29 protein-coding genes and 4 pseudogenes are annotated in these 25,918 nt (G+C 40.9%); 9 read left to right on the forward strand and 24 right to left on the reverse strand.

The window, feature by feature from the left end; translation table 11 throughout:
- The first annotated feature begins 54 nt into the window (after window positions 1–54).
- Window positions 55–2,163, forward strand: a complete 2,109-nt coding sequence (locus B3R79_RS04815) for an AAA family ATPase (protein WP_168260666.1) — start codon at window positions 55–57, stop codon at window positions 2,161–2,163.
- A gap of 53 nt (window positions 2,164–2,216) precedes the next feature.
- On the opposite strand, the gene mmuM is transcribed toward B3R79_RS04815, so the two are convergent.
- The 7 genes and pseudogenes from mmuM to B3R79_RS04850 form a co-directional block, all read right to left on the reverse strand.
- Window positions 2,217–3,164 (reverse strand): homocysteine S-methyltransferase, encoded by a 948-nt coding sequence (mmuM, locus tag B3R79_RS04820; protein WP_204984433.1) that lies wholly within the window; start codon window positions 3,162–3,164, stop codon window positions 2,217–2,219.
- A gap of 14 nt (window positions 3,165–3,178) precedes the next feature.
- Window positions 3,179–3,418 (reverse strand): annotated as a pseudogene (locus B3R79_RS04825) (amino acid permease); the annotation flags it as partial.
- Window positions 3,419–3,436: 18 nt separating this feature from the next.
- Window positions 3,437–4,123, reverse strand: a complete 687-nt coding sequence (locus B3R79_RS04830) for a CPBP family intramembrane glutamic endopeptidase (RefSeq protein ID WP_293694062.1) — start codon at window positions 4,121–4,123, stop codon at window positions 3,437–3,439.
- Window positions 4,124–4,311: 188 nt separating this feature from the next.
- Window positions 4,312–4,908, reverse strand: a complete 597-nt coding sequence (gene yihA / locus B3R79_RS04835) for a ribosome biogenesis GTP-binding protein YihA/YsxC (RefSeq protein WP_154455226.1) — start codon at window positions 4,906–4,908, stop codon at window positions 4,312–4,314.
- Between the two features lie 7 nt (window positions 4,909–4,915).
- The gene (gene clpX, locus B3R79_RS04840) at window positions 4,916–6,148 is read right to left on the reverse strand and encodes an ATP-dependent Clp protease ATP-binding subunit ClpX (RefSeq protein ID WP_293694064.1); all 1,233 of its coding nucleotides are present in this window, start codon (window positions 6,146–6,148) and stop codon (window positions 4,916–4,918) included.
- Window positions 6,149–6,359: 211 nt separating this feature from the next.
- Window positions 6,360–6,854: a dihydrofolate reductase gene (locus B3R79_RS04845; protein WP_293694065.1), complete on the reverse strand. Its 495-nt coding sequence runs from the start codon at window positions 6,852–6,854 to the stop codon at window positions 6,360–6,362.
- An 86-nt stretch (window positions 6,855–6,940) separates the two neighbouring features.
- Complete coding sequence (locus B3R79_RS04850; RefSeq protein WP_154455222.1) at window positions 6,941–7,780, reverse strand: thymidylate synthase; 840 nt, start codon at window positions 7,778–7,780, stop codon at window positions 6,941–6,943.
- A 262-nt stretch (window positions 7,781–8,042) separates the two neighbouring features.
- On the opposite strand from B3R79_RS04850, the gene B3R79_RS04855 reads away from it, so the two are divergent.
- From B3R79_RS04855 to trhA, 4 genes are all read left to right on the forward strand, one after another.
- On the forward strand, window positions 8,043–9,221 hold the full coding sequence (locus tag B3R79_RS04855) for a hydroxymethylglutaryl-CoA synthase (RefSeq protein ID WP_168260663.1): 1,179 nt from the start codon (window positions 8,043–8,045) through the stop codon (window positions 9,219–9,221).
- Complete coding sequence (locus B3R79_RS04860; RefSeq protein ID WP_293694069.1) at window positions 9,196–10,479, forward strand: hydroxymethylglutaryl-CoA reductase, degradative; 1,284 nt, start codon at window positions 9,196–9,198, stop codon at window positions 10,477–10,479. Before B3R79_RS04855 ends, B3R79_RS04860 begins: the two co-directional genes overlap by 26 nt.
- A 110-nt stretch (window positions 10,480–10,589) precedes the next feature.
- Window positions 10,590–11,033 (forward strand): DUF1836 domain-containing protein, encoded by a 444-nt coding sequence (locus tag B3R79_RS04865; protein WP_154455219.1) that lies wholly within the window; start codon window positions 10,590–10,592, stop codon window positions 11,031–11,033.
- A complete protein-coding gene (gene trhA / locus B3R79_RS04870) occupies window positions 11,023–11,679 on the forward strand; it encodes a PAQR family membrane homeostasis protein TrhA (protein WP_293694071.1) in 657 nt (218 codons plus the stop codon). The genes B3R79_RS04865 and trhA overlap by 11 nt, the downstream gene beginning before the upstream one ends.
- Window positions 11,680–11,702: 23 nt before the next feature.
- On the opposite strand, the gene fni is transcribed toward trhA, so the two are convergent.
- From fni to B3R79_RS04950, 16 genes and pseudogenes are all read right to left on the reverse strand, one after another.
- A complete protein-coding gene (gene fni / locus B3R79_RS04875; protein WP_168260659.1) occupies window positions 11,703–12,698 on the reverse strand; it encodes a type 2 isopentenyl-diphosphate Delta-isomerase in 996 nt (331 codons plus the stop codon).
- On the reverse strand, window positions 12,695–13,693 hold the full coding sequence (locus tag B3R79_RS04880) for a phosphomevalonate kinase (RefSeq protein WP_168260658.1): 999 nt from the start codon (window positions 13,691–13,693) through the stop codon (window positions 12,695–12,697). The genes fni and B3R79_RS04880 overlap by 4 nt, the downstream gene beginning before the upstream one ends.
- Window positions 13,680–14,630 (reverse strand): diphosphomevalonate decarboxylase, encoded by a 951-nt coding sequence (mvaD, locus tag B3R79_RS04885; protein WP_167829306.1) that lies wholly within the window; start codon window positions 14,628–14,630, stop codon window positions 13,680–13,682. The genes B3R79_RS04880 and mvaD overlap by 14 nt, the downstream gene beginning before the upstream one ends.
- Window positions 14,612–15,490 (reverse strand): mevalonate kinase, encoded by an 879-nt coding sequence (gene mvk / locus B3R79_RS04890; protein ID WP_293694073.1) that lies wholly within the window; start codon window positions 15,488–15,490, stop codon window positions 14,612–14,614. The genes mvaD and mvk overlap by 19 nt, the downstream gene beginning before the upstream one ends.
- A 195-nt stretch (window positions 15,491–15,685) precedes the next feature.
- A complete protein-coding gene (locus B3R79_RS04895; protein WP_293694075.1) occupies window positions 15,686–16,285 on the reverse strand; it encodes a transporter substrate-binding domain-containing protein in 600 nt (199 codons plus the stop codon).
- 20 nt (window positions 16,286–16,305) lie between these two features.
- Window positions 16,306–16,500 carry a hypothetical protein gene (locus B3R79_RS04900; protein WP_235280904.1) on the reverse strand — a complete coding sequence of 65 codons (195 nt, stop codon included), beginning with the start codon at window positions 16,498–16,500 and terminating at the stop codon, window positions 16,306–16,308.
- A 3-nt stretch (window positions 16,501–16,503) separates the two neighbouring features.
- Window positions 16,504–17,868, reverse strand: a complete 1,365-nt coding sequence (purB, locus tag B3R79_RS04905; RefSeq protein ID WP_293694077.1) for an adenylosuccinate lyase — start codon at window positions 17,866–17,868, stop codon at window positions 16,504–16,506.
- Between the two features lie 18 nt (window positions 17,869–17,886).
- Window positions 17,887–18,642 (reverse strand): amino acid ABC transporter ATP-binding protein, encoded by a 756-nt coding sequence (locus tag B3R79_RS04910; protein WP_293694078.1) that lies wholly within the window; start codon window positions 18,640–18,642, stop codon window positions 17,887–17,889.
- Window positions 18,629–19,177: pseudogene (locus B3R79_RS04915) on the reverse strand (amino acid ABC transporter permease); the annotation flags it as partial. The pseudogene B3R79_RS04915 and the gene B3R79_RS04910, both read right to left, overlap by 14 nt.
- A gap of 15 nt (window positions 19,178–19,192) precedes the next feature.
- Entirely contained in the window at window positions 19,193–19,318 is a 126-nt protein-coding gene (locus tag B3R79_RS04920) for a hypothetical protein (protein WP_272869840.1), read from the reverse strand.
- Window positions 19,308–19,859 carry a GNAT family N-acetyltransferase gene (locus B3R79_RS04925; protein ID WP_293694083.1) on the reverse strand — a complete coding sequence of 184 codons (552 nt, stop codon included), beginning with the start codon at window positions 19,857–19,859 and terminating at the stop codon, window positions 19,308–19,310. Before B3R79_RS04925 ends, B3R79_RS04920 begins: the two co-directional genes overlap by 11 nt.
- Before the next feature lie 16 nt (window positions 19,860–19,875).
- Complete coding sequence (locus B3R79_RS04930) at window positions 19,876–20,283, reverse strand: hypothetical protein (protein ID WP_293694085.1); 408 nt, start codon at window positions 20,281–20,283, stop codon at window positions 19,876–19,878.
- Between the two features lie 49 nt (window positions 20,284–20,332).
- Window positions 20,333–20,671, reverse strand: a complete 339-nt coding sequence (locus B3R79_RS04935; RefSeq protein WP_293694087.1) for a hypothetical protein — start codon at window positions 20,669–20,671, stop codon at window positions 20,333–20,335.
- On the reverse strand, window positions 20,662–20,970 hold the full coding sequence (locus B3R79_RS04940) for an MmgE/PrpD family protein (RefSeq protein ID WP_293694089.1): 309 nt from the start codon (window positions 20,968–20,970) through the stop codon (window positions 20,662–20,664). The genes B3R79_RS04935 and B3R79_RS04940 overlap by 10 nt, the downstream gene beginning before the upstream one ends.
- Window positions 20,971–20,976: 6 nt before the next feature.
- Entirely contained in the window at window positions 20,977–21,201 is a 225-nt protein-coding gene (locus B3R79_RS04945) for a hypothetical protein (RefSeq protein WP_293694090.1), read from the reverse strand.
- 11 nt (window positions 21,202–21,212) lie between these two features.
- Window positions 21,213–22,355, reverse strand: a complete 1,143-nt coding sequence (locus B3R79_RS04950; RefSeq protein ID WP_293694093.1) for an amidohydrolase — start codon at window positions 22,353–22,355, stop codon at window positions 21,213–21,215.
- 263 nt (window positions 22,356–22,618) lie between these two features.
- Here B3R79_RS04950 and B3R79_RS04955 point away from each other — a divergent pair, with 263 nt between their 5' ends.
- Window positions 22,619–23,524, forward strand: a complete 906-nt coding sequence (locus tag B3R79_RS04955; protein ID WP_293694096.1) for a LysR family transcriptional regulator — start codon at window positions 22,619–22,621, stop codon at window positions 23,522–23,524.
- Between the two features lie 59 nt (window positions 23,525–23,583).
- Window positions 23,584–24,432, forward strand: coding sequence for an aldo/keto reductase (locus B3R79_RS04960; protein WP_293694099.1), 849 nt, complete (start codon window positions 23,584–23,586; stop codon window positions 24,430–24,432).
- A 66-nt stretch (window positions 24,433–24,498) separates the two neighbouring features.
- Here the strand turns inward: B3R79_RS04960 and B3R79_RS04965 are convergent.
- Window positions 24,499–24,666: pseudogene (locus B3R79_RS04965) on the reverse strand (ABC transporter permease); the annotation flags it as partial.
- Between B3R79_RS04965 and B3R79_RS04970 the strand changes: the two are divergent.
- Together B3R79_RS04970 and B3R79_RS04975 are read left to right on the forward strand one after the other, a co-directional pair.
- On the forward strand, window positions 24,584–25,453 hold the full coding sequence (locus tag B3R79_RS04970; protein ID WP_293694101.1) for an HlyD family secretion protein: 870 nt from the start codon (window positions 24,584–24,586) through the stop codon (window positions 25,451–25,453). The pseudogene B3R79_RS04965 and the gene B3R79_RS04970 overlap by 83 nt on opposite strands.
- A pseudogene (locus tag B3R79_RS04975) lies at window positions 25,383–25,742 on the forward strand (ABC transporter permease); the annotation flags it as partial. The gene B3R79_RS04970 and the pseudogene B3R79_RS04975, both read left to right, overlap by 71 nt.
- Window positions 25,743–25,918: the final 176 nt, after the last annotated feature.

Below are 25,918 nucleotides of genomic sequence, written 5' to 3' on the forward strand. Positions count from 1 at the left end.
CTTTTGTTTAAAATCGTACTATAATATCATTTATATGAAGAGAGGTAATAGATTATGGCAAGTCGTGATTTTTATGGAAGAGATCCTTTTGGAGGAATGGACGATATTTTCAATCAACTCATGGGAAACATGGGCGGATATAATTCTGAAAATAAACGTTATCTTATCAATGGACGTGAAGTAACACCTGAAGAATTTGCTGCTTATCGTAAGACAGGTAAACTTCCTGGTAACGAAGAATACCGAGAACAAGCTGCTGCTAACGCTCCTAAACAAGATGGTATCCTTGCAAAACTTGGTACTAACTTGACAGAACGTGCTCGCGCTAACGAATTGGACCCTGTTATTGGTCGTAATAAAGAAATTCAAGAAACAGCTGAAATCTTATCACGTCGTACAAAGAACAATCCCGTTTTAGTCGGTGATGCTGGTGTTGGTAAGACAGCCGTTGTTGAAGGTTTAGCACAAGCTATTGTCAATGGTGATGTCCCTGCTGCTATTAAGAATAAAGAAATCATTTCAATTGATATCTCTGGTCTTGAAGCTGGTACACAATACCGTGGTGCTTTTGAAGAAAACGTACAAAACCTCGTTAAAGAAGTCAAAGACGCTGGAAACATCATCTTATTCTTTGATGAAATCCATCAAATTTTAGGTGCTGGTTCTATTGGCGGTGACTCTGGCTCTAAAGGTTTGGCTGATATTTTGAAACCCGCTCTTTCTCGTGGTGAATTGACCGTTATAGGTGCTACTACTCAAGACGAATACCGTAACACTATTTTGAAGAACGCAGCTCTTGCTCGTCGTTTCAATGAAGTTAAAGTAAATGCTCCTTCTGCTGAAGATAGCTTTAACATCTTGATGGGTATTCGTGATTTGTATGAAAAGCACCACAACGTTGTTCTTCCTGACAATGTTTTGAAAGCTGCCGTTGATTTTTCTATCCAATACATCCCACAACGTAGCTTACCTGATAAAGCTATTGACTTGATTGATATGACAGCTGCTCACTTGGCTGCACAACATCCTGTCACAGATGTCAAAACACTTGAAAAAGAAATTGCAGAACAAAAAGATAAACAAGAACAAGCTGTTGCTAATGAAGATTATGAATTAGCACTTAATACGAAGACACGTATTGAAGCCCTTCAAAAACAAATTGACAACCACACTGAAGGTCAAAAAGTAACTGCTACGGTTAACGATGTGGCTGAATCTGTTGAACGTTTGACTGGTGTGCCTGTATCTAATATGGGTGCTAGCGATATTGAACGTTTGAAAGAATTGGCTAGCCGTTTGAAAGGTAAAGTCATCGGTCAAGACGAAGCTGTTGAAGCTGTTGCTCGTGCTATCCGTCGTAACCGTGCTGGTTTTGACGAAGGTAATCGCCCAATTGGTAGCTTCTTATTTGTCGGTCCTACTGGTGTTGGTAAAACCGAACTTGCTAAACAACTAGCCTTTGATATGTTTGGTTCAAAAGATGCCATCATTCGTTTGGATATGTCTGAGTACTCTGACCGTACAGCCGTTTCTAAATTAATTGGTACAACCGCTGGTTACGTTGGTTACGATGACAACAACAACACTTTGACAGAACGTGTTCGTCGTAATCCTTACTCTATCGTCCTTTTGGATGAAATTGAAAAAGCAGACCCTCAAGTCATTACCCTTCTTCTTCAAGTCTTAGACGATGGTCGTTTGACAGATGGTCAAGGTAACACCATTAACTTCAAGAATACGGTTATCATTGCGACATCAAATGCTGGTTTTGGTCATGAATCATTAACTGGTGACGCTGAAAAAGATATGGAGATTATGGACCGTATCGCTCCTTACTTCCGCCCAGAATTTCTTAACCGTTTCAATGGTATCATCGAATTCTCTCATTTGACTAAGGAAGATTTGAAAGATATTGTCAACTTGATGCTTGATGAAGTCAGCGAGACTATCGCTAAGAAAGGTATTGATTTGGTTGTTAGTGACGCAGCTAAAGAACACCTTATCGAAGAAGGTTACGATGAAGCCATGGGTGTCCGTCCACTTCGCCGTGTCATTGAACAAGAAATCCGTGATAAAATCACTGACTTCTACCTTGACCACACCGATGTGAAACACCTTAAAGCCGATATGGAAGATGGCGAACTTGTTATTAGCGAAAAATAATCTTTTCCACTAAACGCTCCCAAAAAGCCCAACTCGTTTGAGTTGGGCTTTTTTTATTTGTGAAAAGCTTGCGCCAAACTAACAATATCTTTGGGACTAGTACGGCAGCAACCACCAATGATTTGGGCACCTAATGTTAGCCAAGTCTTGCTATTTTCAAGAAGGGTCCGTGCTTCATCAGGACTTGAAGTCCAAGTTTGAGTGCTACCGTCGTAAACTTCACCAGAATTAGGATAGGCAACTAGCGTTTTTTGAGATACTGTCCGAATGCGTTTCAATAGACCCGAAATAACTGTCGGGCTGCTACAATTAATGCCAAAAGCTAAAACCTGAGGACTTTGCTCACACAAATCCGCTACTACTTCAATTGGAGTGCCATCTGAAATGTGGCTATCGTCTTGTGCTGTGAATGACAGATAGGCTTCTATTTCTGGAAAATCCGTCGCCAATAAATCAATCAAAGCTTTGGCTTCATGAACATTTGGAATGGTTTCAATGGCTAAAAAGTCGCATCCAGCAGCCAACAAAGTTTGAATACGCGAATGATGAAAGGCTTGGTAAGCTTCTTTACTTAGATGATAATGCCCCGTGTACTCCGAGCCATCTGCCAAATAAGCGGCATAAGGCCCAACATCTCCAGCAATCAAGGGATAAGAGCGTTTGGCCTTTTCTTCATCTGATAAAGTACGCCAAAACTCATCACGAGCTTGCTGGGCTAAGGTGACTGTCAAAGCGATGATGTCCAGAGCTTCTTTTTCAGATAAACCAAAATCCGTTAAGCCCTGAACAGTTGCTTGGTAGCTTGACGTTGTCAGAATATCTGCTCCCGAACGAAGGTAAATACTGTGAAGATACTGAATGATACGAGGATTTTTCAAAAGGTATTTAGCAGACCACAATTTTCCAGATACATCATAGCCACGCTCTTCCAATTCCGTACCCAAAGCACCATCTAAGATGATAACTTCCTGATTGGCTAATAAATCCTCCAATTTTCCCATGGTTTATTTTCCTCCTAGCATTTTTTATACCGCAAATAATGATAACCATAATATAAAAGAACAAACGGAATGCCAAAATACAGTCCTGCACGTTGTGACGCATCCCAAGCAATACCGATAATCGAAATCACCAACAACACAATAGTGATATAGGGCAAAACAGGAGTGAAAGGTGTTTTGAAAGACAAGTCATCCAAAGTGTGTGTCTTCAAGAAGGCTTTACGGAAACGAATCTGTGCTATGGGAATGGATATAGAGATAAAGCAACTTTCCTACCTCCTTAAAAAGAACATAAATACAGCGACAATTGATATTGTATTGCCAAGAATATGTGAAAAGGTACTGATAACACAATTTCCAGACTTATAATAAATTACCGAAAAAATCAAACTGTAAATGAACACACCAGCAATATCGTAAGCTACAATTCCTATGTTTCCAGTAGCAATATGTCCAGCAGCAAAAACAATAGACGATACTACGGCACTAATCCAAATTGGAAATATTTTCAAGGATTTTCCAAAGAAGAAACCTCTATATGCAATTTCTTCTCCAAATGCTGCAATGATAACTTGACCTATCAATAATGCCGTCTTATCAAAAGACAAGATAGAATCCGTCCGTCCCATTACATGGGCAACAAATTCTCCACCAAAAATAATATTTCCTGCAACAAGCGCCGCAATACCACTTAAACTCGGTAGCAACATCCAAATAATGACTCCCGACTTTTTGAGGTCGGTGACGATAGTATTGAAACGTAAACCCGATTCGGAAGCTCGTGTTTTACTAACATCTTCTACTATAAAGAAAAATACTATCCCCACAAATACGGAATACCCTGCTATGGTTGAGGAAGGAACAACTTTTGTCAAAGTCAACAATATCATTACTGTTATACCGATGAGTGTAAGAGCAGTACTCTTTTTGTTAATATCCGTCATTTGCTGATTTTTCATTTCATTTCCTCCTGTATTTGGAAGTGTTCCCCGTGTTAAAAATGATAATTCTCTATAAACGCCATCTTTTATAATAAGTATATATCTATAATAGCATAAGATTTTCAGGGAGGGTAATAGTCTTTATCTATCAATAGCGCTAGGCAAAAACGATAACAAAAAAAGACTGGCTAAACCAATCTTTTCCTTTATAATTCACTTAAAATGCTATCCCAAGCGTCATCTAAGCCAGTACGGTCAACAGATGAGAAGATAACGAATTGGTCTGATTTATCAAAATTCAGTGTTTTTTTGATTTCAGACTCGTGTTTGTTCCATTTACCGCGGGGGATTTTATCAGCTTTCGTAGCAACCACGATGACAGGAATCTCGTAATATTTAAGGAATTCGTACATCTGCACATCATCGGCGCTAGGGCTATGGCGCAAATCCACCAAACTCACTACCGCACGCAAATTGTCACGGCTCACCAAATACTCTTCAATCATCTTGCCCCATTTAGCACGCTCGGTCTTAGAAACTTTGGCATAGCCATAACCTGGAACGTCCACAAAACGCAGCTTGTCATCAATATTGTAAAAGTTCAAAAGCTGGGTTTTTCCTGGTTTGCTTGATGTCCGAGCAAGGTTTTTACGCCCTAAAAGGGTATTGATAAAACTTGATTTCCCAACGTTAGAACGTCCAGCCAAGGCAATTTCCGGCAAATCATCTTGTGGGTAATGCGATTTGTTAGCGGCACTCAAAAGAAGCGAGGCATTATGGGTATTTAAATACTCAGTCATCATTCTCTCCTTAAGACGCAATTTCTAAAATCGGTTTTTCCGTTCCGTCAACTGTCGCTTTCGTGATACGAACTTTAGTGACATCTTCTTGGCTTGGTACTTCAAACATAACATCCATCATGGTTTCTTCAATGATAGAACGCAAACCACGCGCCCCTGTTCGACGTTCGATAGCTTTATTGGCAATAGCTTGCAAGGCGTCGTCATCAAATTCTAACTCAACACCATCATAAGACATAAGGGTTTGGTATTGTTTAACCAAGGCGTTTCGTGGTTCTGTCAAAATACGAACCAAGTCATCTGCAGTCAATTTTTCAAGCGCTGCAACGACTGGCAAACGTCCGATAAATTCAGGAATCAAACCGAATTTTTGAATATCTTCTGAGATGATTTCTTGCATATAAGAAGCATTATCAGCAATTTTACGGTTGTTTTGACCAAAGCCGATAACTTTTTCACCCAAACGTTGTTTGACAATGTCTTCGATGCCATCAAAAGCACCACCAACGATAAAGAGGATATTTTTGGTATCGATTTGAATCATTTCTTGATTTGGGTGTTTTCGTCCACCTTGTGGTGGCACGCTGGCAACGGTTCCTTCGATGATTTTCAAAAGTGCTTGTTGCACCCCTTCACCAGAAACATCACGCGTAATGGATACATTTTCCCCTTTTTTCGCGATTTTATCGATTTCGTCGATGTAGATAATTCCGCGCTCAGCTCGTTCAATATTAAAGTCAGCCGCTTGAATCAGTTTGAGCAAGATATTTTCAACGTCTTCTCCGACATAACCTGCCTCAGTCAATGATGTCGCGTCGGCAATCGCAAATGGAACGTTCAAGGTTTTGGCCAAGGTTTGCGCAAGGAAAGTCTTCCCTGAACCCGTTGGGCCAATCATCAAGATATTTGATTTTTGCAAATCAACATCTTCTTCATCGCGGTTTTCTGCAAAAGCCACGCGTTTGTAGTGGTTATAAACCGCCACAGAAAGCGCACGTTTGGCACATTCTTGCCCGACAACGTATTCATCAAGCATCGCCATCAATTCTTTTGGTTTTGGAACTTCTGATAAATCCGCTAGCACTTCTTCCGCCAGTTCTTCACGGATAATTTCTTGGGACAAAGCCACGCATTCATTACAAATGAACACATTGTTTCCTGCAATGATTTTCTTGACTTCGTCTTGTCCTTTCCCACAGAAAGAACAATATACTTTAACATCATTTGTTCGATTTCCAACCATAGTTACTCTTTCTCACCTATCCTTTTCATTTCATTAAAATAACGTGCCATAAAAGGCATGGATTGTATTTACTAGGTTTGTAAAGGCATTTAAAAACAAAAGAACAGCCAAGGCATAGCGTCTTCTTCTAAGTGCTGGGATAGCACACAAGATACAAATAACCATTAAAAAAGCCGTAAATACACCAAAAATACTTCTTTGCATCCTCTTCCTATCTTTCTAGAACTGTAATGGTAAAATCGTAAGCATTTTTTTCATCTTTGTCGTAATGCGTTTCTGAAACGGTTTTAAAATCTGTCATATCCACTTCTGGGAAGTAGGTGTCGCCTATAAACGTCGCATGAACCTTTGTTCTAATCAAGGTCTGGCAATCAGGTAAAAAGCGTTCGTACATATGGCTACCGCCCACGACATACAAGTCTTTATCGTGTTCATCTAACCACTGGAAAACCTCTTCAGGACTATGAACAACGGTCACACCGTCAGCCTGATAGGTTTTATCCCGCGTCAAAACAAGGGTATCACGCCCTGGCAAAACACGACGACCCATGCCATCAAAGGTCACTCGCCCCATCAACAGAGCCTGCCCCATTGTTGTTTCTTTAAAATGCTTTAATTCCTTTGGTAGATGCCAAGGCAGACCGCCATCGACACCGATCAAGTGATTTTCATCTTCTGCCCAAATGGCAATCAGTTGTTTTGTCATACTATCCTTCCATTCATCAACTCCATTTTATCAAATTTCTCCAAAAAATTCAGAAATCCAACATCACAGGAGCATTTTCCCAAAACCTAGATGGCCAAATCGAATGTCAATTGCGGCTTAACTGGGTCATAATCTACCAATTCAAAATCATCGGGCTTAATGTCAAAGAAATTGGTTCCGTCAGGTACGTTTAAAACTAGTCTTGGTTTGCAATCCGTTGGATCACGACGTAATAATTCCTGTGCTTGTTCAAATTGATTGTCGTAAATGTGTAGGTTATTGACAAAATAGAAGAATTTGCCGACTTTCCAACCAAAGTGCTTGGCAATCATCATCTGCAAAGCCACGTATTGCATGGCATTGATGTGGTGCGATACCAACATATCATTTGAGCGTTGGGTTAGGGTCGCATCAAGGTAAATATCGCTGCCTACACGCCTTACATCGTACATGGTCTGAAAGGCACATGGCAAAAGCCCCTCCGTCCGCTCAAAAGCATCGTAATCCCAAAGCGAGATGACATTGCGTCTGTTCCACGGATTATCTTCCAATTGTTTTAAAATTTTGTTGATGATGTCGTGTTTTTTGACTACGGCACCGTAGCGCTCGCCGATTGTTCCTGTGTGTCCAACTTCCCACTCGTTCCAGTATTTCACACCGTATTTGTCATTTAAAACGGATAAATCGTTGGTTTGGTCTTGATAAATCCAAAAAATCTCACGAATGGCACTCTTAATGGGAATAGGGCGCAAAGTGGTAATGGGAAACTCACCCTTACTCAAATCGTACTCTGCAAAAGCACCCGTTACGTATTTTGAGTTGGCTTGCCCGCCACTTTGGTAAACAGGCCGTGCATTTTCTGAAAAGACCCCTTCTGTCATAATTTTTTGGATGTTTTCTTTAAAAATGGCATCAGCCTTTGTCATGTGTTTTTCCTCGATTCTCAAAAATTAGCTTTTTTTTATTTTAGCTAAAAAGTGTCAAAATTGCAAAGGAAACCAATAAATGGCTTAAATTCTTATTTAGTTTGAAACTTAAAATGAATACGTTTTTTGTGGGGCTTTTTGGGGAGTTTATGATAAAATTAACTTTGGACATTTTTGACAGGATGTATTTTATTATGACGAGCTTGTGATTGTTTTTAAGCTCCCACGCAAAAATATTCTATTTAAGAAAGGTTTGTTACTAATGAACGTTGGTATTGATAAGATTGGTTTTGCGACAACGCAATACCTATTGAATATGGATGATTTAGCCAAGGAACGTGGGGTTGACCCTGATAAATACAGCAAAGGTTTGCTTTTGGAAAACCTCAGTATCGCACCCATTACTGAGGACATTATCACTTTGGGAGCGTCAGCGGCTGATAGCATTCTAAGTGATGAGGACAAAGAAACGATTGACATGGTCATTGTCGCGACAGAGTCTTCTATTGACCAAAGTAAAGCAGCTGCGACTTACATTCACCATTTGTTGGGCATTCAGCCTTTTGCTCGTAGCATCGAAATGAAAGAGGCTTGTTACAGCGCGACGGCGGCTCTGGATTATGCCCGTTTGCACGTTGAAAAACACCCTGACTCAAAAGTCTTGGTAATTGCTGCTGATGTGGCACGCTACGGCGCCAATACCCCTGGTGAACCCACTCAAGGAGCTGGTAGCGTAGCCATGCTCGTTACACAAAATCCTCGTATTTTGCTTTTGAATGATAACTCTGTCGCTCAAACACGCGATATCATGGATTTCTGGCGTCCAAATTATTCAACAACCCCTTATGTCAACGGCATGTATTCAACCAAGCAATACCTTGATATGCTCAAAACGACTTGGGCTGAATTTCAAAAACGTTTTGACACCTCATTGGCTGATTTTTCTGCCTTTTGCTTCCACTTGCCATTTCCAAAATTAGCCCTCAAAGGCTTCCGCAAAATCATGGACAAATCTTTACCTACCCAATGGCAAGAAAAACTCCAAGCCAATTTTGAAAGTTCTATTCTTTACAGCAAACAAGTGGGCAATATCTACACAGGTTCTATTTTCCTTGGCCTGCTTTCCTTGCTTGAAAATAGCCAAAACCTAGCGGCAGGTGACCGCATTGCCTTCTTTAGTTATGGCAGTGGTGCAGTGGCTGAAATTTTCACAGGAACCTTGGTCGATGGCTTTCAAGAGCAACTCCACAGCAGTCGCCTCCAAGAACTCAATCAACGTCAACCACTTAGCGTTGCGACTTATGAAAAACTCTTCTTTGAAGAGGCTCAGCTCGATGCGGACGGTAATGCCACTTTTGCAGACTACCTCACAGGACCATTTGCCCTCAAAGAAATCCTCGGACACGAAAGATTGTATGGAAGAACAAATGACAAAAACTAAAGGAAACTGGGGAGGCTTCTCCAAAAAAACGTTGCCAGAGCGCCTTGATGTGCTAGACGCTCACCACTTACTCAGTCGAGACAACCTTGCTCTGCTCAAGGAAAATAAAGGCTTGTCCCTAGATACAGCCAATCAATTGACCGAAAATGTCTTAGGCACTTTTTCGCTACCCTTTTCTTTGGCGCCTGATTTTCTGGTGGATGGAACAGTTTTCAATGTGCCAATGGTTACGGAAGAGCCGTCAGTAGTGGCTGCTGCGAGTTTTGCTGCTAAAATCATCAAACGTTCAGGTGGTTTTAAAACCACTGTTCATTCCCGTCAAATGATTGGGCAGGTGGCGCTTTATGACGTCACAGACAAGACAGCCGCTCAAAAACGTATCTTAGAACACACTGAGCAGCTATTATCCGTGGCAAATGACGCCCATCCTTCTATTGTTAAACGCGGTGGCGGAGCACAATCGCTGCGCGTGGAAGAAAAAAAGGCCTTTCTCATCGTTTACGTGAACGTTGATACCAAAGAGGCTATGGGAGCCAATATGGTTAATACCATGATGGAAGCTTTAGTCCCAAGCTTGGAAGAACTATCTGGAGGCAAAAGCCTCATGGCTATCTTGTCAAACTATGCGACGCAAGCCCTTGTTACTGCCGAGTGTCAAGTGGACCTCCGCTACCTCAGCCGCAATACAAGCGAAGCCAAAAACCTAGCGAGAAAATTTCAAATGGCAAGCCAATTGGCGCAAGTGGACACCTACCGTGCCACCACTCATAATAAAGGTATTTTCAATGGAGTGGATGCTGTCGTTTTAGCCACAGGAAATGACTGGCGTGCTATCGAAGCTGGAGCCAATGCTTATGCTTGCAAAGACGGGCAATACCGTGGCTTATCGACTTGGACATTTGACGAGGACAAGCAGCATCTCCATGGTCAATTGACCCTGCCGATGCCTATTGCAACGCGAGGAGGCTCAATTGGACTTAACCCAACGGTCTACATCGCCCATGAGCTGCTTGGTCAACCAGACGCCCAACAATTGGCTCAGATTATCGTATCAGTCGGATTGGCACAAAATTTTGCTGCCGTCAAAGCCCTCACGTCAACTGGTATCCAGGCGGGACACATGAAATTGCAAGCCAAATCGCTGGCTCTCCTAGCAGGTGCTAAGGAAAACGAGGTCACTCAGGTAGTCAACCAGCTCCTTCAAGCCCCTCACATGAATTTGGAAACTGCTCAGGCCATTCTCAAAACCTTAAACTAACTCAAGACATCAAGCAACACTCGATATTTCGGGTGTTTTTTCTTGACAATATTTTTCATAGATTATATAATCTAGTTATAAATACTAGATAAAGAGGTAAGGAAAACGTTATGACAAAATCTTATCCAAAATGGGCGGATTTGCCAGAAATTGACTTGTATTTGGACCAAGTACTTCTTTACGTCAACCAAATCAACCAAGCCAATCATCCAAGTGACAAAGGCTTGACCGCTTCTATGATTAATAATTACGTCAAACACGGGCATTTGGATAAGCCCACTAAAAAGAAATACAGTCGCAAGCAAGTAGCGAGGCTCATTGTGATTACGTGTTTGAAAAATGTTTTCTCCATTCAAGAAATCAGTCAGACCTTGGCGCTGTTAACCGCAGATGATCAGTCGCAAAAACGCTACGATGATTTTGTTGCTTGCATGAATGGGGAAGAGGTCGCTGACGTGCCAGCTGTTGTGCTTTCTGCTTGTCAGACCTTGCAACTGTATGACCAAACCCACCAATTAGTTCAAGAATTAGGAGGAGTCGCTGATGAATGCTAGCATGACCGTGAAATTAAGTAAACGCTTATCATTTGGTGAAGAAGTTGCCAACAGCGTGACACATGCCGTTGGGACTGTTGCCATGCTTATTTTATTACCTATTACCGCTATTTACAGCTACCAACATTATGGTATGGAAGCTGCTGTTGGGATGTCTATTTTTGATATTAGTCTATTTTTGATGTTTTTATCATCGACCATTTACCACTCTATGCAGTACGATTCACCGCAAAAATTCGTTCTTCGAATTATTGACCATAGTATGATTTACATTGCCATTGCGGGTTCTTACACGCCTGTTGCTCTCTCTTTAGTGGGCGGATGGCTTGGTTATCTGATTATCGTTTTGCAGTGGGGTGCAACTATCTTTGGTATTTTGTATAAGATTTTCGCCAAAGAGATAAACGAAAAATTCTCCCTTTCCCTTTATTTGCTTATGGGCTGGTTGGTGATTTTCATCATTCCAAGTATTGTGACGAAGACTGGTGTCGTCTTTTGGTTGCTCATGCTTGCGGGTGGATTGTCTTACACCGTTGGTGCGATTTTCTACGCACGCAAACGCCCTTACGACCACATGATTTGGCATCTCTTCATTTTATTAGCCTCTATGCTGCATTACGTTGCCATCGTCTTCTTCATGTTGTAATACAAAAAACACTGATATCGCTATCAGTGTTTTTTTGTTGCTTGTAATTTGCCATATAATAAATAATCAACCTGCCTAAGTTGGTCAATGGTTTTGCAATTTAGGGCACACATAATCAAACGCAGGTCATCTTTCCAGCCGTTGATAATGGCAATCACTTTTTCGACTGGGTATTTTTCAACAAGTTCTAAAACAGTGCGAGATAAACCGACTGCTTTAGCCCCTAATACCAAACATTTAATGATATCCAGAGGATGGCGAACACCACCAGAGGCAAGAATTTCCATCTTATCCACCATTGGCTGAGCATTTAAAAGGGTCTGCACTGTGCTTTGTCCCCAATCATCGAGGTAAGAACGGTTATTGCCACGCTGGTTTTCAATATAAGCAAAACTAGTCCCACCACGCCCTGAAATATCGACAGTCTGAATACCCAGGTCATGCGCCATCTCAATAGTTTTAAGGTCCATCCCAAAGCCGACTTCCTTAAGAATAACGGGAACAGGAGATTTGCTGGCATAATCAGCTAGGTTGGCTTTCCACTGATGAAAAACGCGCTCTCCCTCAGGCATAAGCAACTCTTGCATGAGATTAACATGGACTTGCAGAAAAATAGGCTGCATCTCTTGAATAGTTTGCAGACCGAGTTCATAAGGCTTATCAATGCCGATATTGGTCGCTAATAACAATTGTGGAAATTCTGACGACTTGGGATAAGACTGGTCTTTTGGATTTTTCAGCGCAGCACTATAAGAACCCGTCACCATAACCAGTCCTGTCGCTTGGGCCACCTGAGCTATTTTGCGATTGACAGCTCTGCCTTTTTCCGAGCCACCCGTCATCGCATTGATGTAAAAAGGAAAATCAAAATCTTGCCCAGCAAAATGAGTTGTGAGATCAATCTCGCTCAAATCATAGTCTGGCAAGGAATGATGAATCAATTCCATATCGTCAAATGAATTGTAGGGCGACTGGTAAGCCAAAGCGTACTTGATGTGGTCATCTTTACGGTTGGTCATGCTAATTCCTCCAAATCCAGTAATACAATTCCTGCATCTTCCCAGCGTTTGATGAGGGTTTTGGTGTCTGTTTGATTAAAGGACAGAGCGATGCCGCAATCGCCGCCGCCTGAACCTGATGATTTGGCAATAACGTCCAAGCCTTCTTCGGCTGCTTTCAAAGTTTTCAGAGTGTCATTGTAAATGGCTGGGCTCAAACCGAGCAACAAATCGCTGACCTTTTGCAGACTGGTTTTAATGACATCTTTATCACCTGTTTGTAAGGCTTCTTGGCAAATTAAGACTTGATTTTGAGTGTCCTTCAAAAAATCTGGTGTGATAGCCGATTTGACCAAACAAATCATATCCTTTGAAATAGAAGGTTGTCTGGTCCAACCAACCAAGAAATCACAGGCTAAAGCAGGCTTAAGAATGTCAATGCGATAGCCCCAATCCTTAGCCAGCACCTCTTGAATGCTTTCTGTGGCAATCCAACTTGCGACTTTTTGACGGTCAAAAGCGGTAAAGGCCACCAAATCATCATAAGTAATACAGGCAATATCGCCCATTGAACCGTTGTCCCCCATTTTCAAGAGCGTATAAGACGCCAACTTAAAAATAGTATTTGCCGATAAGTTCAAGTCATAAAAGGCAGACAAGGCTTTCAATGTCAGAACCGTCACTGAACCACTTGAGCCAATACCAAATTTCTTGCCGTCGCGCTCCATTTTTCCTGTAATACGAAGGTCAAAGGCAGGCAATGCTTCCAAAGATTTCCCCAAACAAGCGGCTAATGTCTTAATCGTCTGCTGAATAAGGGAGTAATCACTGTTTGGAGTCATGTCAGCACCTGCATCAAACATATCTGAAAAGAGGTGGATCGTCCTAGCTTCCCTAACCTGCGCGGTCATGTAAATGGGGATATTTTTGATAATAGCGGTCTGACCTGGGGTTAAAATAGCGTATTCCCCCGCAATATAAAGCTTACCGCCTGTTTGCACACTAATCGTTTTCATCTGGCAATACCTTGGTTTGTGAGGCAATTACGCGATACTTCTCTTCAAAACGTTTGGTTAAGCGCTCCAAATCATCTTCTAAACAAAGCACTTTAACGTTCGGACCTGCATCCATAGTGAAATAGCATTTTTCCCCTTGGGCACGCAAACTCTTAACAAAGTCCATAGCCTCATAAGACGCATCGGTCAGATAGTTAAAAGGAGGATTGGCATGGGTATTGGTATCATGCATGGCAAGGGCGTTGCGCTCAGTCAATTCCCCCACGCGCTCAAAGTCGTTGGCTTTTAAATAAGCCAACATATCCTTGTAATCTTGTTCTGATTGTTTGACCCAATCCGCAAAAGTGGTTGAGGTTTCTACGCAACGTTTCATGCCTTCGCGGCTAGAAATAGGCTTTTTATTATCGTTTAAAACTAGCATAATCATCGCTAGCTTGAGGTCAGTCTGAACAGGGTAAATGTCGCCGCTGTCCTTATCCCAAGCTGCAATGGGTCCAAAAAAAGAACGCGACGATGAACCAGAGGCAAATTTGGCTTTTTGAGCTAGTCGAGCCTGCGTCAATCCAGTTTCAAATAGTTCGTTGCAAGCTTTGACAAGGGCTGATAGGCCACTAGAACTTGAGGATAATCCCGCAGCTGTTGGCATGTTATTGCTTGTTTCAACGCTGACAAACTGGCTACGGTCCCCACGGTATTGGTCAATAATGGCTGAAATCTTAGCGTGTTCTTTCTCGTCTTGCAAGACCCCATTGATGTAAAATATATCCTTAGTTGCTGATGGGGGCAGGAAAGAAACGGTTGTTGTCGTAAAGAGATTGTCCAAAGTCAAGGAAATACTGCTAGTTGCTGGAATCATGCAGGCAGCGTCAGCTTTTCCCCAGTATTTGATAATGGCAATATTAGCGTATGATGTTACCGTTACAGTTTTTCGATCCACGTTTGAACCGCTCCTCCTTCTTTTAATACATGACTAATGTGCTCCGCGTCAGCTTGATCGCTTGCAAGGGCAATAATACACCCCCCAAGTCCGCCACCGCTCATCTTGGCTCCAAGGGCATCATTTTCCAAAGCAAGAGCAACCAACTGATCCGACAGATCCACGCTGACACCGATAGCTTGCAAATGACTATGGGCCTTGGTCATCATCTGACCGATGGTGTCAATAGCCTTATCTTGAATCGCTTTCTGGACGATTTCCGTCAAATCACCCAATGCCGCTAGATGAGGAAGGTTGGCTTCTTCAGTTTGTGCCACTTTTTCGACGGCTTCTCTGGTGTTACCATAAATCCCCGTGTCTGCAATCACCAAATAAGCCCCCAAATCCAAATCTAGCGTGTTAAAACCAATGTTTCGGATAAAGGTAATGGCTTGGTCACTCAAACACGTCTTGGCATCCAAACCACTCGGATTGGAATGCGCAATGATTTCCGCCTTGTTCACCAAAATTTCCAATGTTTGTCGGTCAATGCTTTGCTCAAAGTAATCAAAAACCGCTCGAATAGCTGCAATAGATACCGCTGCCGACGACCCCATCCCTCGTTTTTGAGGAATTTCGGAACGAATGGCACAAGAAATCGGAATATCCGTGTGATTAAGGTACTCAAGAGCTGAATAAATCGCAGTTGACACCGTATCGTAAAAGTCAAATGTTATCTTCTCTTTGGCTGGATAAATGCAGCACTCAACCTCAATTCCCTTAAGCGGAATCGCAATGGCAGGATAGCCATAAACCACCGAATGCTCACCCATCCAAATAATCTTACTATGCGCCTTACCAACACCAATTTTCTTAGTCATTTTCTTCTCTTATTAAAAAATTTAGTCCACTTACCATTGTATCATCAATAACAAAAAAAAGCGACTATTACTGAAAATTGATTAGAGGGAATATAATTCTTTTCATATGCTACCCACATTTTGGAAGGAAAAAAGTAAGTATAATCCTTGTGTCTTATTGACAGTGGGATTACACTTACTTGCATTTAACAATTCTTATTGATTTTTGTAGCTAGCATCAATGCCAGAGAAAAATTGTTTAGATAATTTGGAAATGGTGTCATCTTGTTCAAGTTCTTTCAGGGCTTTGTTAAGCTTCTTTTGAAGAGCTTCATCTTGACCTTTATTAAAAGCAATGGCAATGTTTTCTTCACCAATTTCACCATCTAAAATTTTCAAATCCAATCCTTTTTGCTTGATAATAGCAGCTAAAATGGTCTTAGCATTTGAATAGCCATTGACTTGACCATCTGTCACTGCAGAAAATGCAGCTTCGCGGTCATCATAAGTTTGGATGGTGGTGCTTGGATTAAATTGCTTAAGGACGGTGATTTGGTTAGAACCAACAGTTGCTGCGATGGTCGTATTGGATAAGTCATCAACAGATTTTAGGTGAGAATCTAATTGAGTGACAACACCATATTGGAAAGTAGCATACGGTGTTGAAAAATCATAGGCTTCTTTTCGTTTATCCGTTATTGCCACATAACTTGCCACTGCATCCACTTTATGGCTAGTCAACAAACCAAATAAACCGTCAAAACTAGTTGTCGTAAAATCAACACGATAACCCATTTTATCTGCTACAGCTTTCATAACTTCTACGTCAAATCCTGTTAAATTTCCATTATCATCTTTATATAAGACCCTGGAAAACTAACCCCAGTTGTCGCCACTTTCAAAACAGGTTTATCTGATGAGGCTGTGCTTTCTGATGCTTGATTGCCCTTGGTAGCTGTTTGATAGCCAAAATAAGCAAGTACTGCAATAACCACAATGGCAATAATCCCAATAATCGATTTTTTCTTCATTCATTAATCTCCTCTAAAATAAACTTGAACAGTTGACACCACATCGTCAACTTTAGCTAAACTTTCTCCAATATTATTTTCGGGAACAATCCAAGATTGAATTGTCTCCTTACTAAAATGAGTGCTTACAGTAGGCTCTTGATAAAGCAAACTAATAAAATCATCGTGATTTTCGATTGCCTTCATCGCTGCTTGATAAACCAACTCATGTGCGGTTTGCTTACCAATAACTTTCCCCAACTTAAACATGATACGCTCTGAATAAGGGAGACTGCCTTGAATATCAAGGTTTTTCCGCATCTGAACGGTATTAACCTCTAACTCCGACAAGATATAAGTCAATTGAACTAGCTGAGCATCCAAATAACTGGTGATTTCTGGAAGAGCAACCCACTCATTGCGCCAATGAATAGCGTCACGTTCGCCATCAATCAACATAGATTGTAACATTAAGCTAACATCTGAAAAAATGGGCTGCGTCAGGCTCGCAACCCCTTCTATCAAAGCTGGATTGCGTTTTTGAGGCATGGTTGATGAACCAATTTCCCCCTTACGAAAAGGTTCGTGAATTTCATTGATTTCAGTTTTCATCAGGGTAAACAGTTCATGTCCAATTTTACCCAAGGTACCAGCATAAATCCCTAAAGTCGTAGCGAATTCTGAAAAGCGATCTCTGGATGGCTGCCATGAAATATTGGGAACGACCAAACCCAATTCAGCCAAGGTTAAACGCTCAACTTCAATTCCCCTTCCGTCAAATGCAGCGTATGTCCCAACAGCACCACTGATACTTCCAACAAAAACCTCATTGAATTCCAATTGGCGTAAACGTTTGTGATTTCTTAATAATTCATCCAACCAAATGGCTAATTTAACGCCAAATGTAATCAGAATGGCGTGAATGCCATGAGTTCGCCCCATCATAAGAGTAGAACGGTGCTTTTGGGCCAATGCTGCTACTGTTTGAATGAGGGCTTTTGAATGTTGCACAATCACATCATAGGCTTCTTTGGTTTGCAACATAATACCTGTATCAACAATATCTTGAGTGGTAACACCGTAATGCACGTATTCCCCCGCCTCAGTGCCGACTAATTCTTGAAGCGCATGAATTAAAGCAATCAAAGAGTGCCGCTTTTGAGCACTTTCTTTTTGCAAGGTCAAAAGGTTGAGATGTTCAACTTTTGCTTTTTCAATAATTTGTTGTGCTGCCGTTTTTGGAATAATGCCCAATTCACCTTCAATTTTAGCCAGAACCACCTCAACCGCTAATTGTTTTGATACTTTGTTCTCGTCACTCCAAATCAAGCGAATCTCAGGTGTTGAAAAATTATTTTGCAATAATATCGAATCTAAAACACTTGTCATTTGTCATCTTTCCCTTTCTTATAAGGCTGAACTCTCTAAAGACCCACGATAGAGTGAATGAACAAAGGCACGCACGCGCTCATGACTGTTATTATTAGAAAGTAATAGATCCGTAGGTCCTTGTGTTAAAATTTCCCCATTTTCAATAAAGACAACATTATCTGCCGTCTTTCTAGCAAATGTCATTTCATGAGTCACTAAAATCATGGAAATATTTTCTTCTGCCAGAGTTGAGATAACTTGCAAGACTCCATCGACCATTTCAGGGTCAAGAGCTGAAGTTGGCTCATCAAATAAAATGATTTTGGGCTTAAACGCAATAGCAACACGTTGCTGCTGCCCGCCTGATAAAGTAACTGGGTACTGATTTTCAAAAGCTGCTAAACCAACTTTTTCCAAAGACTCATGTGCGATGATTTCGGCCTCTTTTCTTGAAAAACGACCGCTTAAAACCAAAGGCTGAACCACATTTTGCAAAACCGTGTAATTCTTAAACAAGTGAAATTGTTGAAAAACCATGGTTGAATGGTTGCGAATCTGACGAATATCACGCTTATTTATCTTTCCTCCGATGACTTCAGTATCTCCAACTCGCAACCTTCCTGACGTTGGTATCTGTAACAGATTCAAGGTGCGTAACAGAGTTGTTTTACCTGAACCGCTTGGCCCAACAAAAGCGGTCACCGTTCCTTCTTCAATAGTTAAATCAATGGATTTTAAAATGGTTTTGTGACCTATTGTCACTTCTAAATTAGTTAACTCAATCAAACTCATCTACGGACCTCCTATACGGTACTGTCAAATCTCTTTCAAATAGATGTTGTATCCAAGTGTAGATCACAATCATCAGCCAATACAGTAACCCTATGGCTAAATAGGTTTCAAAATAGCGTAAAGAACCTCCTGCAATCATTTTTGCGTGGGCAAATAACTCTATTATTCCCAAGGTGAATACAAGCGATGTTTCTTTTAGCAAACTAACAAATGTATTTCCGGTAGCGGGTAAAGCATTTAAAGTCGCCTGAGGCAAAATGACATGTAGAAAAATCTTCCAACCCAGGATGTTAAGAGCTTGCCCTGCCTCAATTTGCCCTTTATCAACAGAATTAACGGCTGCTCTAAAAATCTCAGCCAAATAAGCAGATTGTTTTAAGCCAAGACCTACAACAGCTGAGGTAATGGCGGTCATTCCTTGAAAAGCTGGAAATAACTGAAGTAAGCCATAAAATATTAAAAACAATTGCACCAAGGTCGGCATCCCACGAAATAAGGAAATGTAAACATTAGCAAAGTATCGTAGCGTTTTTTGATTGGATAGTTGAAACTATGTCATCAAAGATCCGACTAAAATCGCTAATAACATAGAAGCCATTGCAATAAAAATGGTTACAGGAATGTAGGCAGGTAATTTTAAAAATAATTCAAAAAAGTATTGCCAACTAAAATTCATGGCTTACTCCTTTCAATAATGTTTGCAAAGCTTCATCCTTAACATCTAACAAAGCTTCTTGATTAAAGGTTTTGATGAGGTAAACCGTTTTATGATCTGAAAAAAGTGACTTCTCACCAAGGTAACGAAAACCCATTTTTTCGTAGGCATCAATGAGCCAAGGATGTTCGAGAGCCGTTCCCAGCGTCACAGCAGGTGCCTTCAATTCTTTTAGGATATAGTTGTCAATGATTTCTGATATCAAGGACTTAGCATGTCCCTGCCCTTGAAAATGAGGATTTGTCGCCACCCAGCCTAAGTGGGGGAGGAAAAAAGGACTCGGATTATCTGACCAAGGCAGCCTAACTGAAACAGACGATACCAGTTGTTTATCAAGTACTTTTACAAAAGTAGGCGTTGTTTGCAGTACTTTTTCAAGTTCTGATTGAGTCATTATCCCTGCTTTAAAATGAATTCCTAGTCTTTCATTTGCTGCATAAGCTTGATGATACAAGTTCACTAATGCTTCACTAAATTCATATGTTGCTTGCTGATAGGTCATACATTTCCTTTCTTTTTTAGTCTAACAATGTTATTTTTTCAAAAAATTCTGATAGTTTTAGCAGTGTTTTTTCTATTAGTTGCCAATAAATGGCGTCGAGTTTCCCTTGAGTTAACTGGTGATACTTAGCAAAATGCTCTCGTGATGATAACGGATTTTGAGGAGAACCTTTAGGATATTGTACTAACTGATCAAAAGTAATCTGATGATTGCTTCTGATAATCAAACGTATTGGACGTGTGCTATCATCGCTTGGCAAATCATTAAAACGGCTAATTTTTTGTGCAAATTCACGAAAGTCAGTAGATGTTTTTTCCTCGGAAAAATCAGAACTTTCCACACTTCCTTTAGATAAAACCAACCACAAAAGGTATTCAATTGAAAACTTACCTTCTAAACACGTTTTAGGAAAACGATGCGTCAAAGCCCGATCCCTTGTCGCAGAAAAATGTACTTCAATATCAGATACTTCATCAGCCCCTTATCCCAAATTGGTAAGCTTTTTCTCCCAAATCATAGCCAGCATTGGCTGTAGAGCAAAAAGGGTATTTCTTAAACCATAAGCCTGGTGATAAGATTTGAGCAGGTTCCAACCAATTATCCAAGAAAGCCGTCACAGAGAAATGCTGCCGATTAAAGATTTGAAACCAACCTGTCAAGGGGGATAAGACATCATCGTAAGCTGTCATGCCCAAATTCACTAACTCATAGGCTTGAACAGCATTTCTTGCTGCAAATCCTACATTTAAAGGCTTACCATCTGTTCCTTCTTGGCAGAGAAAGCCTGCAGATTGCGTTGATGTTAACGACAATAACTGAGAATATCCGTCAACGGTAAGGTTTTAAAATAACCAATAGCAATAGCAGCAGCTAAACTACCAATGGTGGCTGTACTATGCCAGCCTTGTTTAATGTGTTGAGGTTGGCACTGCAGACCAATCCTGCCAGCAAATTCCACGCCTTGAACATAAGCCGCTAATAACCTTTCAAAAGAATCATCGGCATCACTGACAGCTAACAGCGCCGAAAAGATGACTGCACTTGGATGCCCTCGAAAATTGGCTTGAACACCGTCTAAATCATGGTAGTGAGCCAAATAGCCTGATAGCAAGGCTGATTATTCCTTTGATGTTCGATAAGGGGTTAAAAGAATCAGATGACTGCCAGCTTTTTCGAGTGATGCTTGCAACAAACCTTTCCTTTTAGCTGATTGTAATCCAGCAGAATAACAAGCTAAATAATCTAATAAAGCTATTTTCGCAAACGCTATGCTTTCCTTATATTGCGGAGTATCATGAATCTCTTTTTGCAATTGTTGGATCATTTTTTTAGTAACGCTCATAACTTCTCAAATCATTTCTCACCAGCGTAGTAATCCAATAAATACAAGGCATTTTTAACAAAATAATTAACTGCAACTGGAAGCGCCTCATCTTTTACACTAAAGTCATCGTGGTGCCAGTCAGGGGCATTTTCGTCACCATTTGAACCAATAAAGGCAAAAACTCCTGGAATTTTTTCTTGATAAGCAGCAAAATCTTCACCACCTGTTGATGGCAGGGTTTCAATAACCTCAGCAAAGGTTTTAGAATGTTCAAAAATCAAAGGCGTTAGCGTAGAATCATTAAACGTAACTTTTGGTGAATTTCCCCAAGAAATCGAAACTTCCGCTCCAAATTGTTCCGCCGTATGTTCGACTACTTTGGTAAATTGCTCAATGACTGACAAGCGAACGTCAGGATCAAATGTTCGAATAGTCCCTTCAAAAAAACTACTGGCTGGTAAAACATTCCAAGTATTGCCAACATCAATATGAGTCACAGACAAGACTGCTGATTGAAAAGGTGAGATTGTTCTTGACACAATCGACTGTAAATTATTAATAATAGTTGTGATAACCAATACTGTATCAACACCTAAATCAGGCCGAGCTGCGTGAACGCTGATGCCTTTGACTGTCACTGCAAATTGTTCCACTCCAGCCATTATAGCTCCTGAACGCAAACCGATTTGACCTGGTTTTAAATGAGGATTATTGTGATACCCCACAATAGCTGATACCCCTTCTATGCCACCAACCGCTATGACTTGATGTCCACCCTGAAAATGTTCTTCTGCTACTTGGAAAATCAAGCGAACGGTTCCTTTTAATGTTGCTTCTTGTTGTTTTAAACGTTCTGCTGCTCCCAATAAACTGGTTTGGTGAAAATCATGGCCGCAGGCATGCATCGCACCATTATCACTCGCATAGGCAAGCCCTGTCTTTTCAAAAATAGGAAGAGCATCAATATCTGCTCGTAAAGCAATAATGGGATATCCATGCCCAATTTCAGCAATAACCCCTGTTTTCAAAGGGTAATCCAAGGGCTCAATCCCAATATTTTGCAACTGTTCTTTGATAAAACGAGTGGTGTTGTATTCTTTTTCTGAAACTTCTGGATGTTGATGAATATGGTGACGAATCGCTGTCAATTTTTGATAAAACGTATCTGACAAATGCCTATCCTCCTCTTTTCAGATTGCTATTATCTTATCACCTCATTTTCACCTTGCATACTCTATTTTACTTATGGCAAGCTATAAATCATGTTTATAGAGGACTTTTAAAAAATGTTCTTTCATTAAAGGACACATGAACCTTCCCCTTCGCTATTACATTTTTTTATCACGGGTTTGGTTTTTTATATCAGAACTTTGCGATTTTTCAGTTTACTTTTTGTTATAATAGCTACAACTTTCACAAGGAGGGATGGGTTCATATGAATTTACAGCAGTGTCGTTATGTTGATATGGTGGCTCGTATGGGGTCTTTTAGTCAGGCGGCTAAGGAATTGTTTATGACACAGCCCAATTTATCCAGTTCCATTAAGGATTTGGAAAATGAATTGGGGGTTCAGCTTTTTGTGCGTTCCAATGTCGGCACGCGCCCGACCGAAGATGGCTATGATTTTTTAAAATACGCCAAGCGGATTCTTGGTGAGGTGGATTTATTAGAGCAACGTTATCAGGAAGATTTCAAAAAGAGTTTTACAGTCGCATCGCACCACTATGATTTTTTGTCCATTCCCATGGCAACCGTAGCGCAGCAATTTAACGAGGAATATCAGGAATTTCAAACCATTGAAACCACAACCAAGGAGATTTTGGATAGTGTGGCGACTTTTGAGGCAGATTTGGGCATTATTTACCTTGATGACGACAACAAGCATATTTTAGAAACGTCCTTAGAGCATCATGATCTGACGTTTACGTCTTTGGGGGATTTTCCCACGCGTATTTTTTTGCGAAGGCAACACCCTTTGGCAACGAAAAAAGAGATTTCTGAGAGTGATTTGAAGGGCTACGACCAAATTCGTTTTCGTCAGGAAGAGTCTGGATTGCATTTTGATGAGGACGCTCTGAGCATTCATCGTAAACAGCGCGTACTTTATAGCAATGATAGAGGCACGGTCATGAATTTGCTTTGTGCCACGGATGCTTATGCTTCTGGTCTTGGCATCGTCAATAGTTTTGTGCGTGACCAGATTGTCTTGATTCCGCTGAAGGATAGCCCCAAACATACACTTGGCTACGTTACCCATAAACATAAAAAAATGTCTGACATTGGGGCGGCTTTTGTTGCTGAAGTGCGAAAAAGTTTAGATGCCTTTCCAAATGTCATCTAAGACTTCTCTTGAAAACACTTTCTCTTTTTGTGTTACAATAGAAAAAAGGAGGATGCATTATGGAATGGAAAACACTTAATAACGGCGTGAAAATCCCTGTTTTGGGGTTTGGCGTGTGGCAAATGTTTGACCAAGCTGACTGCCAACGTGCGGTGGAGGAGGCCTTTGACGTTGGCTACCGTCTGATTGATACCGCTGCTCTTTACCAAAACGAAGAGGCTGTGGGACGTGCGGTCAAGGCTTCAGGTCTAGCCCGCGAGGACGTTTTTCTAACCAGCAAGGTTTGGATTAATGACTTGGGTTATGAAGCAACCAAAAAAGCCTTTGAAAAAAGCCTTCAAAAGCTTAATACCGATTATTTGGACCTTTATCTCATTCACCAACCTTATGGCGATACACACGGGGCTTGGCGAGCAATGATTGACTTGTACCGTGAGGGACGCATTCGCGCTATTGGGGTGTCTAATTTTTCAACTGGTCGCTTGACAGATTTTGCGATAAATACTGATATCGTGCCAGCGCTTAATCAAATTGAGCTGCACCCTTACAAGCAACGCCCTCTCATGCAAGCGGCTAATGCCGAATTTGGAGTGGCAATTCAGGCATGGAGCCCTTTCAACCGCGGAGAGGACAATATCTTCAAGGATCCTGTTTTGAACAACATTGCTGAAAAGCACGACAAAACCGTGGCACAGGTCATTCTTCGTTGGCAAATTCAAAGTGATATTCTCACCATTCCAAAATCAGCACATATTGACCGTATGCGTGACAATATCGATGTTTTTGATTTCCAATTGACAGATGATGACCTCAAACGCATTCAAGCTCTCGACTGTTATCCAAACGACTATGGTCCAAACGAAAGCCCTGAGCAAGTCAAGCGCTTATCAACTTTCTTCCCATCTTAATCGTAAGAGCACTCAAAATCTTAGATTTGGGTGCTCTTTCTTATTTTCCAAAAACGGCTTGAGAGGTTACTCCACTCCTTCACTTTTGAATAATTCTTCGGTCAAATACAAGATAACCTGAACCAAGATGGAAAGAGCCACTGTGAGGAGAATGCCCCAAATCAAAGGCGGAAAACTCATGGTGCGCAAGCCATCAAACAAAATGCGACCTAATCCACCAGCATTGATGGTGGCTGAACCTAAGGAAAGTCGCAGTTTCAGTCTGGATCCTTCTTTAGGTACTTTAGAAAATATTGTCGTAAAAAATGGCCAGCAAGTTAAAAGTGGTGATGTGGTTGCTACTTATCAAAATGCAACGATTGCTGATCAAGCCAATGAGCAAGCTCAATCTTTAAATAAATTAAATTTAGCCATTAGCAATGCTAAGACAAATTTAGATAGTGCCGTTCAAAAACGTAACCAACTAGCCAATCAATTAGCCCAAGCTAAAAAGAATGTGCAAAGTTTGCAAGCAGCCAATGATCCTAGTGCAATTGAAGCATCGGCACAATTAGATGCAGCCCAACAAGCCTATGATGCCCAAGTTGAAGTGGTCAATCAAGCGCAACAAGCACTAGATAATGCCAATTTAGATTTTTCTGATGCTAATGCCCAAGTCGAGCAAACACGTAAGAAAGTTACTACTTCAGTAACTGCGCCGTTTGATGGTACCGTTTACATTGATGAAGCAGGTAAATCTTCAGCCAATACGCCTTATGCAACCATTGTATCTCCGGGAACGATTGTCCAAGCAACCGTTACAGAGTATGACTACAATAAATTAAAACTAGGTCAAAAAGTTGAAATTTTACCTGTGAATGATTCAAGAAAAGTATTAGGTAGCATTACAAATATTTCGACTTTACCGCAAAGTGCTGCAGTAAGCAATCAAGCTAGTGCCGCTTTATCCGGCGGTGGCAGGTATCTCATTATTTATTGCCGGTGTAGGTGTAATGAATATGATGTATATTTCTGTCTCTGAACGGACAAAAGAAATCGGTATAAGAAAAGCCTTAGGAGCTACTCAGCGTTCGATTATGATCCAGTTTTTATTAGAAGGCGTCATGTTAATCTTTACTGGTGGAATTATCGGTTACCTTTTAGGAATAGTTGTGGCCTATTCGATAGGCGCTATTATGAAAATTGGTATTCAAATTGATTTTTTTACTATTAGTATAGCTGTAGGTGTCTCGACGTTAATTGGTTTAGTCTTTTCAGTAATGCCAGCTAGAGAGGCGGCTAAGAAAGACTTAATTGATATTTTACGTTAGTATGAAATAAAAAAGCTTTGCGATGTGTAGGTCGCAAAGCTTTTTTGGCGTGTTAAAAAGGTGTGAAGAAAACACGCAGCGTAAAGAAGTTGAAAGAGGATCTTTATTTAAGTCAAATTTTACTGCATTTACCAATTATTTATGATTAAGCTAATTAAAATGAGCAAGCCAACGCC

It is taken from the genome of Streptococcus sp. UBA3373 (genome assembly GCF_002360305.1).
Lineage (GTDB): Bacteria > Bacillota > Bacilli > Lactobacillales > Streptococcaceae > Streptococcus > Streptococcus alactolyticus.

Excerpts from the sequence above, each read along its gene's own strand:
- B3R79_RS04815 (WP_168260666.1), top strand. The coding sequence starts at position 55 with ATGGCAAGTCGTGATTTTTATGGAAGAGATCCTTTTGGAGGAATGGAC.
- mmuM (WP_204984433.1), bottom strand. The coding sequence starts at position 3,164 with ATGGGAAAATTGGAGGATTTATTAGCCAATCAGGAAGTTATCATCTTA.
- B3R79_RS04830 (WP_293694062.1), bottom strand. The coding sequence starts at position 4,123 with ATGAAAAATCAGCAAATGACGGATATTAACAAAAAGAGTACTGCTCTT.
- yihA (WP_154455226.1), bottom strand. The coding sequence starts at position 4,908 with ATGATGACTGAGTATTTAAATACCCATAATGCCTCGCTTCTTTTGAGT.
- clpX (WP_293694064.1), bottom strand. The coding sequence starts at position 6,148 with ATGGTTGGAAATCGAACAAATGATGTTAAAGTATATTGTTCTTTCTGT.
- B3R79_RS04845 (WP_293694065.1), bottom strand. The coding sequence starts at position 6,854 with ATGACAAAACAACTGATTGCCATTTGGGCAGAAGATGAAAATCACTTG.
- B3R79_RS04850 (WP_154455222.1), bottom strand. The coding sequence starts at position 7,780 with ATGACAAAGGCTGATGCCATTTTTAAAGAAAACATCCAAAAAATTATG.
- B3R79_RS04855 (WP_168260663.1), top strand. The coding sequence starts at position 8,043 with ATGAACGTTGGTATTGATAAGATTGGTTTTGCGACAACGCAATACCTA.
- B3R79_RS04860 (WP_293694069.1), top strand. The coding sequence starts at position 9,196 with ATGGAAGAACAAATGACAAAAACTAAAGGAAACTGGGGAGGCTTCTCC.
- B3R79_RS04865 (WP_154455219.1), top strand. The coding sequence starts at position 10,590 with ATGACAAAATCTTATCCAAAATGGGCGGATTTGCCAGAAATTGACTTG.
- trhA (WP_293694071.1), top strand. The coding sequence starts at position 11,023 with ATGAATGCTAGCATGACCGTGAAATTAAGTAAACGCTTATCATTTGGT.
- fni (WP_168260659.1), bottom strand. The coding sequence starts at position 12,698 with ATGACCAACCGTAAAGATGACCACATCAAGTACGCTTTGGCTTACCAG.
- B3R79_RS04880 (WP_168260658.1), bottom strand. The coding sequence starts at position 13,693 with ATGAAAACGATTAGTGTGCAAACAGGCGGTAAGCTTTATATTGCGGGG.
- mvk (WP_293694073.1), bottom strand. The coding sequence starts at position 15,490 with ATGACTAAGAAAATTGGTGTTGGTAAGGCGCATAGTAAGATTATTTGG.
- B3R79_RS04895 (WP_293694075.1), bottom strand. The coding sequence starts at position 16,285 with ATGAAAGCTGTAGCAGATAAAATGGGTTATCGTGTTGATTTTACGACA.
- B3R79_RS04900 (WP_235280904.1), bottom strand. The coding sequence starts at position 16,500 with ATGAAGAAAAAATCGATTATTGGGATTATTGCCATTGTGGTTATTGCA.
- purB (WP_293694077.1), bottom strand. The coding sequence starts at position 17,868 with ATGACAAGTGTTTTAGATTCGATATTATTGCAAAATAATTTTTCAACA.
- B3R79_RS04910 (WP_293694078.1), bottom strand. The coding sequence starts at position 18,642 with ATGAGTTTGATTGAGTTAACTAATTTAGAAGTGACAATAGGTCACAAA.
- B3R79_RS04920 (WP_272869840.1), bottom strand. The coding sequence starts at position 19,318 with ATGAATTTTAGTTGGCAATACTTTTTTGAATTATTTTTAAAATTACCT.
- B3R79_RS04925 (WP_293694083.1), bottom strand. The coding sequence starts at position 19,859 with ATGACCTATCAGCAAGCAACATATGAATTTAGTGAAGCATTAGTGAAC.
- B3R79_RS04945 (WP_293694090.1), bottom strand. The coding sequence starts at position 21,201 with ATGAGCGTTACTAAAAAAATGATCCAACAATTGCAAAAAGAGATTCAT.
- B3R79_RS04955 (WP_293694096.1), top strand. The coding sequence starts at position 22,619 with ATGAATTTACAGCAGTGTCGTTATGTTGATATGGTGGCTCGTATGGGG.
- B3R79_RS04960 (WP_293694099.1), top strand. The coding sequence starts at position 23,584 with ATGGAATGGAAAACACTTAATAACGGCGTGAAAATCCCTGTTTTGGGG.
- B3R79_RS04970 (WP_293694101.1), top strand. The coding sequence starts at position 24,584 with ATGCCCCAAATCAAAGGCGGAAAACTCATGGTGCGCAAGCCATCAAAC.